This is a genomic window from bacterium (assembly GCA_040757115.1).
Classification (GTDB): domain Bacteria; phylum UBA9089; class CG2-30-40-21; order CG2-30-40-21; family SBAY01; genus JBFLXS01.
This window is the reverse complement of record JBFLYA010000218.1, coordinates 1-6,144: the sequence shown is the minus strand read 5'-3', so window position 1 is coordinate 6,144 and position 6,144 is coordinate 1. Positions and strand designations below refer to the sequence as shown.

Annotated in this window: 8 protein-coding genes; 3 read left to right on the top strand and 5 right to left on the bottom strand. The window is 34.0% G+C overall.

What is annotated here, in order from left to right; translation table 11 throughout:
• Nucleotides 1-123 precede the first annotated feature (123 nt).
• The gene (locus AB1422_15260; GenBank protein MEW6620669.1) at nucleotides 124-1,089 is read right to left on the bottom strand and encodes a hypothetical protein; all 966 of its coding nucleotides are present in this window, start codon (nucleotides 1,087-1,089) and stop codon (nucleotides 124-126) included.
• Nucleotides 1,090-1,435: 346 nt separating this feature from the next.
• Here AB1422_15260 and AB1422_15255 point away from each other — a divergent pair, with 346 nt between their 5' ends.
• Genes AB1422_15255 through gatC form a run of 3 tightly spaced genes read left to right on the top strand, consistent with a single transcriptional unit; the run spans nucleotide 1,436 to nucleotide 2,820 of the window.
• Nucleotides 1,436-1,885, top strand: coding sequence for a cytidine/deoxycytidylate deaminase family protein (locus tag AB1422_15255; protein ID MEW6620668.1), 450 nt, complete (start codon nucleotides 1,436-1,438; stop codon nucleotides 1,883-1,885).
• Nucleotides 1,863-2,480: a hypothetical protein gene (locus AB1422_15250; protein MEW6620667.1), complete on the top strand. Its 618-nt coding sequence runs from the start codon at nucleotides 1,863-1,865 to the stop codon at nucleotides 2,478-2,480. Before AB1422_15255 ends, AB1422_15250 begins: the two co-directional genes overlap by 23 nt.
• Before the next feature lie 55 nt (nucleotides 2,481-2,535).
• On the top strand, nucleotides 2,536-2,820 hold the full coding sequence (gene gatC, locus AB1422_15245) for an Asp-tRNA(Asn)/Glu-tRNA(Gln) amidotransferase subunit GatC (GenBank protein ID MEW6620666.1): 285 nt from the start codon (nucleotides 2,536-2,538) through the stop codon (nucleotides 2,818-2,820).
• Between the two features lie 175 nt (nucleotides 2,821-2,995).
• Here the strand turns inward: gatC and AB1422_15240 are convergent, their stop codons facing one another.
• The 4 genes from AB1422_15240 to AB1422_15225 form a co-directional block, all read right to left on the bottom strand.
• Complete coding sequence (locus tag AB1422_15240; GenBank protein ID MEW6620665.1) at nucleotides 2,996-3,733, bottom strand: ATP-binding protein; 738 nt, start codon at nucleotides 3,731-3,733, stop codon at nucleotides 2,996-2,998.
• Nucleotides 3,734-3,795: 62 nt separating this feature from the next.
• The gene (gene scpB, locus AB1422_15235) at nucleotides 3,796-4,332 is read right to left on the bottom strand and encodes an SMC-Scp complex subunit ScpB (GenBank protein MEW6620664.1); all 537 of its coding nucleotides are present in this window, start codon (nucleotides 4,330-4,332) and stop codon (nucleotides 3,796-3,798) included.
• Nucleotides 4,329-5,024 (bottom strand): segregation/condensation protein A, encoded by a 696-nt coding sequence (locus AB1422_15230; protein MEW6620663.1) that lies wholly within the window; start codon nucleotides 5,022-5,024, stop codon nucleotides 4,329-4,331. The genes scpB and AB1422_15230 overlap by 4 nt, the downstream gene beginning before the upstream one ends.
• 200 nt (nucleotides 5,025-5,224) lie before the next feature.
• On the bottom strand, nucleotides 5,225-5,605 hold the full coding sequence (locus AB1422_15225) for a GxxExxY protein (protein ID MEW6620662.1): 381 nt from the start codon (nucleotides 5,603-5,605) through the stop codon (nucleotides 5,225-5,227).
• Nucleotides 5,606-6,144: the final 539 nt, after the last annotated feature.

Sequence of the window (6,144 nt, the reverse complement as noted above, 5' to 3'; positions counted from 1 at the left end):
GTGGAAGTTAATTTTGCAAAAACCATAAGCCTCGCACTACAAATCTTTTTATTATTCGTGTTCATTCGTGGTTATATATTCCCTCTGTGTTCTCTGTGACTCTGTGGCTATATCCCTGAACGGTTACCAAACTTTAAATATTGAAAAAAGTCCCAGAGGAATAAGTAACAAAAACAACGGTAGAAATACCCGTGTTTCACCAAAACTGGCGATGAAAAAATGAAATACTAAATATATCGGAATTACCCACGCCGTTTTTACTAAAAATTTTGGCTTTTTACTCAGATGAAGAAAGGCTAATATCCAAAAAAAACCAAAAAGCAAAAAGATATAAAAACAACCATTGGTTAAAGAGATATTTTTAAAGATGTTTGCATACATCTTTAGATTAGTTTGATACATTGGATAGCCAATTAAATGAACCTGATTATCCATAAAATTGGGTAAAAGTCCATATTTTAAGCGAATTAGAACCATAACTAAAGTCCAAATTGCCAGATAACTTATTGTCCGTAAAATTAATTTTTTAAACTTCATCTGCCCAGAATGATAGAAGAAATAGAATAAGATTAAAAACACTATCGTTTCATAATTCAGGCCGCCTAAGATGAGGATAAGATAAAGCCAATTGTCTTTATGCTCACGAATAGCGATGAATCCTATGATAAACATCATTAAGTTAAACATATCCTGGGGATAGGGCCAATACAGATAAGATAAAGGAATCGAGCCAGCGAGGTAAAGTGTGCCAATAAGTGCCTTTGGTGTATCAAACCATCTGGTAAGGTAGATATGAAAAAGCGAAAGAACTAAAAATGTGGTAATCACACGGAGTGAATGATAACTACTGGCAATAGAGATATTTAGCACTTGATGGATAAACTCTGCACAAAATGGCATTAATATTCGATATTGAGTTGGAGCAAACGCTTGTCCTTCTATGATGGCTGAATGACCATTAGGTTTGCCAAATACCTCACACTCATAACCAAATTCACTGGTAAATCGGATGTGGATGTAGGTAGTAATGAAGGCTAATGGAAGATAGAAAATAAAAAATATTTTCCAATCAGTGTATCTTTCACGCATAGATATAATTTTATATTTAACTTAATATAATTGTCAAGAAAAAATTCTATCCCTTTATTTCTATAGCACTTATTAATCGAAATTTGACCCAGATATGGCTATGAAATTCCAAATCACAAATTCCAATTAGTGAATTAGTGAATTAAGCGAATTAGCGAATTAGTAAAATCTAATCTCTAATTCACTAATCTCTAATTCGCTTTTTGGTATGTGGAATTTGGTGCTTGGGATTTGGGATTTTTTACTTATCCACCCTGAGTAAAATTTTGACTAATAACTGCTATAATTGCACAGGTGGAAATCTTTTGAGGAGGGTAGAAGATAGAAGTTGTCTTCTGATTAAATAATGAAAACAAGACCGTCATGGGATACATATTTTATGGAAATTGCTCACTTGGTTGCGAAACGCTCGACCTGTCTGAGAAGGCAGGTGGGCGCCGTTATCGTTAAAGATAAGTATATTTTATCTACCGGTTATAATGGTGCTCCGACAGGACTAAAACATTGTGATGAAATAGGTTGTCTGCGGGATAAAATGCAAATTCCCTCTGGAGAACGACATGAACTCTGCCGGGGATTACATGCTGAACAAAATGCTATTATTCAATCTGCATTACATGGAATGGGTATTAATGGAGCATCACTTTATTGCACCCATCAACCTTGTATTTTATGTGTTAAAATGTTAATTAATGCTGGAATTAAAAAGATAGTCTATGAAGGTGCGTATCCGGATGAGTTAGCAATGAATCTCTTAAAAGAGGCAAATATTGATGTTGTTAAAAATAATAAGTAAAATCATTGGTCTAATAATATTAGTCACAATAACGGTAATAGTCTTTATTGTGACTTATAATATTGTTTATAATAAAACCGCTGAAAAACAAAAAGTGCTTAAACAAGAAAAGGAATTAAGAGAAAAAAAGACAAAAACATGGATTGCAGAAACTACCAGAACAGAAGGAAATCAATTAAATGAGTTACTCAAACTGTATAAAGATTACAAATTAGATGAAACGACATTAAAAATTATTGTCGAATTATCCACCCGATTTAATGTTACTCCCGATGTGGTGCTCGAGGCACTTAGTCTCATCGACCTGAACAAACCTAAAGCAACAAAACAAAAAATAGCACGCACCATAAAAAAACAAAAAGATAAACTATATTGGTTAGAGACTAAAGACGCCAGTCAGAATGCTCCCTGGATTAAACAGAGAAAAGAAATAATCACGATGTGCCAGATTGAACTGGGACTTTTAAATAAGGCAGAAAAAGATATAGAGGTAAAAGAAAAATTAGAAGCAGTAAGGACTCAATATCTACATAATAAACTCTATCCTCGATTATACCAATGGAAGAAAGAGGCTAAAGAAGGCGGAGGACATTAAGAAGGTTGAGAGTGAATTTTTGACATTATCCAGTTAAAAAAAGGGAGCAGAAAAAATGGGTATTACCAAAAAAGAAGTTGAACATGTATGTTTATTGGCAAGGTTAAAATTAGAAGAGGAAGAAAAGGAGGAATTTACTCATCAACTGAATAATATCTTAAATTATGCGACTAAAATCAACGAACTAAATACTGAAAATATACCACCAACTTCGCATCCTCTGGCATTAACTAATGTCCTGCGCGAAGATGAAATCCAGAATTCCCTGCCAGTAGCAAATGTATTAGCCAATGCCCCGGATGAAGAGAATCAATTCTTTAAAGTCCCACGAATAATTTGAGAGTGAGAAAATTGTGAAAATCGTAACCGTTCAGGGGGTAATTTACCGCAGAGACGCAGAGAAACAGAGAGGAAAATATCTTTTTTTCGTGTTTTTCGCGTTTTTCGGTGTTTAAAAAGGCTTAAAACAGTTAGTCAAAAGTAAGCATTAAAATTTTGAATAATAACTGCTATACTTATAAAAGATAGTCTTTTTTTACCCTTTTCAAGGCATTAAATATATTTGCTTTAGCGTGAATACTACAATCTTTCTCAAGGGTTTTTAGTAATTTCTTCATAAATTCCCTTTTTGTCCCTCGATATGGGCAATCAAAATTTAAGACTGGTAAATGATACAGGTTAGCAAATTTTACCATTTCTTTTTCTTCTACATACACTAATGGCCTTATAATCCAGAATCTTCCACCAAAAAATTTCTCATTGGGAGTCATCGTGCCAATTTCTCCGTGAAATATAAGATTTAGAAGGAATGTTTCAAGTATATCATCCTTATGATGTGCCACAGCTATCTTTTTACAACCAAACCTATCCGCCACCTCAAAAAGAGTCTTTTTTCGACTCCAGACACAATAAAAACATTCTACTTTTTCATTATCTTTCAAGAGGTTTATTGGTTCAATGTGATAATTATAGCCTTTCTCTTTAAAATAGCCTTCTAATCTGGCAACATCTATATTCTGAAAGTCTATTTTGATATGAACCGGGAGAAGTTCAAATTTAATCGGTGCATATCGTTGTCTATCTCGTAGTATCTCAAGTAAAGTCAAACTATCTTTACCGCCGGAGACCGCAACGATAATCTTATCCCCATCTTGAATCATATCATAATCTTTAATCGCCTTGCCTGCTTTTTTAGAGAGTAAATATTTAGTATTTGAACCTTTCCTTTCTAACAAAATATTATTTGTATGCATTTGTACCTATTTCGCCACAAAGGCATAAGAAATTAAGATTTCAATTATGTGAATACACGGCATTACAGATTGAGCTCTTTTCCAATCACTTCATCAATTTGTGGTAATGCCGATAGGTTAGGTAGTCCAAAGATTTTTAAGAATTCTACGGTTGTGCCATAAAGCAGTGGTTTGCCAGGGACTTCTTTTCGACCAACGATTTTAATCAATTTCTTCTCTAATAATGTTTGAAGGACACCAGTTGAATTTACCCCACGGATATTGTCTATTTCTATTTTTGAAATTGGTTGTTTATAGGCGATTATGGCCAGAGATTCTAATGCAGAGGTAGATAGTTTGTTTTCTTTTCGTTGTTTTTTTAGTTTGTTAATCCAGGGTGAGTATTCATAACGAGTGCACATCTGATAGCCGTTGGCTATTTCAATAATATCAATCCCTTTTTGGTCTTCCCAGTATTCTTTTTTTAACTCAAAGATTAAATTTTGCACCTGGGAGCCTTTCATCTCTAATATTTGACTAATCTTATCTACAGACAACGGCTCTGCCGCAACAAATAATAATACCTCAATTATCTTTTTGGCTTTTGAATAATCTTTCATATCCTATATATCCAAATATCGGAAAATAACCGATGTTGACGAATATAAACCTTTTTTAATTTTATAAGTTCTAAAAGGGCTAAAAAGGTAATGACTACCTCTATCTTCATCTTTGTTCCCTTAAATAAATTCAAGAAAGAGACTTTTTCATTGTGATCTAACAAATTCTGCAGATACGCCATTTTTTGTTCGAGAGAAGTATCGTCTACGGTTATCTCCATTTTCCCATCTTTTTCTTTTAGTATCTTCTGGAATGCCTTAATAAGTTCAAACAGGTCACATTCTATCAGCTCAGTATCCTCTTCTATCTCTAAGTGATAAGGATGAGTGAATATTCCTTGATAAAAATCCAGTCTTTGTTCAAATTTACTAGCCAGCTCTTTATATGTTTTATATTCTGTAAGTCTTTTAGCTAACTCTAATCTTGGGTCTTCTGCCTCTTCAGACTCACCTTCAATTACTTGAGATTTAGGAAGAAGCATTCTTGACTTTATAGATAGTAGCAGGGCGGCGATAACCAGAAATTCAGAGGCTACCTCTAAATCTAAAGACTCCATCAAACTTAAATATTCCAGATATTGTTTAGTAATCTTAGCAATAGGAATATCATAGATATTAATCTCGTCTTTGCGTATCAAATATAATAATAAATCAAACGGTCCTTCAAATACGGGTAATTTTATTTGATACATCTCTCGCCTCCCTACCTGATACCTAACATCTAATACTTATCCCTTGAGCCCCGAACACTTATTATCATATCACAAAATCATCCATTTGTCAAAAAAAATTCGACCTGTGAAATAGGTCGACATGGGAAAACAAAATTATACTCCACTACTTGGTGTAAGAAAAAGAGATAGGGAGATTAAGGAGATAAGGGGATATTATTCTAATTCCACTCTTCTAAAAAATCTGCCTTTTCTTTAGCAAAGTTTACAAGAATAGCCACTTTTACACCTGTAGCTTTTAAATATGAGCGAACCTGAGCATAATGAGCTTTGCTTAATTCCTCCACCGTTTTTAGTTCTACTATTACCTTGCTTTCTACAAGAATATCCAATCTGTGTTTCCCAACTTCTTCTCCTTCGTAGTAGATTAGTATTTCTTTCTCTGTCTCAACTCTCAATCCCTGTTTTGTAAGTTCAATTACCATTGCCCTGCGGTAAATACTTTCCAGAAAACCTGGACCCGGTGTCTGGTGTACCTTAATAATACATTGAATTATTATCTCAGTAAGTAAATTTTCTTGATATTCTTTTGATATCTCCATATCCCCTTTATCCCCTTATCCCCTTTCTTATACTAACCACGATCAAAATATTCCTATTTCACAGGTTGAAAAAATTCTTGACCTGTGCAGTTAGAAATTATTAGCAATAATCTGACAACTAACTTTTGCACGAAAATATCTATAACTTTCTCAATAAACATATCGCTCCTACAGAGCTAATTTGATGTTGAGACGATAAATCTATAAACATCTCGCCCTTACAGGGCTGAATATATTTTTAAACTCCGTTAGGAGTGATATATTTGTAGACTATGATAATCCTTAAAGAATTCAGCTCCGTAGGAGCGAAATGTTTAACTGAATATAGTAAGAAGTAATGAGAAAGTAGGGATAAAGCAACCTCGTCCTTACTTAATTTAACAGCCTACGACCTAACTGCACAGGTGGAATTTTTTCCACCTGTGCGGTTAGATTAACCTTCCTCACATCTTTTAAAACCACGAACGACCCACAAGTGGGTACCCCGGAAGAGCACGAAGAATTATAAAACAAATCTCCTAATCCCATCTTTCAATCTC

Bases quoted from the DNA above. Each gene is read 5' to 3' on its own strand.
- AB1422_15250 (MEW6620667.1), top strand. From the start codon at position 1,863: ATGTTGTTAAAAATAATAAGTAAAATCATTGGTCTAATAATATTAGTC.
- AB1422_15225 (MEW6620662.1), bottom strand. From the start codon at position 5,605: ATGGAGATATCAAAAGAATATCAAGAAAATTTACTTACTGAGATAATA.
- AB1422_15230 (MEW6620663.1), bottom strand. From the start codon at position 5,024: ATGTATCAAATAAAATTACCCGTATTTGAAGGACCGTTTGATTTATTA.
- AB1422_15240 (MEW6620665.1), bottom strand. From the start codon at position 3,733: ATGCATACAAATAATATTTTGTTAGAAAGGAAAGGTTCAAATACTAAA.
- gatC (MEW6620666.1), top strand. From the start codon at position 2,536: ATGGGTATTACCAAAAAAGAAGTTGAACATGTATGTTTATTGGCAAGG.
- AB1422_15260 (MEW6620669.1), bottom strand. From the start codon at position 1,089: ATGCGTGAAAGATACACTGATTGGAAAATATTTTTTATTTTCTATCTT.
- scpB (MEW6620664.1), bottom strand. From the start codon at position 4,332: ATGAAAGATTATTCAAAAGCCAAAAAGATAATTGAGGTATTATTATTT.
- AB1422_15255 (MEW6620668.1), top strand. From the start codon at position 1,436: ATGAAAACAAGACCGTCATGGGATACATATTTTATGGAAATTGCTCAC.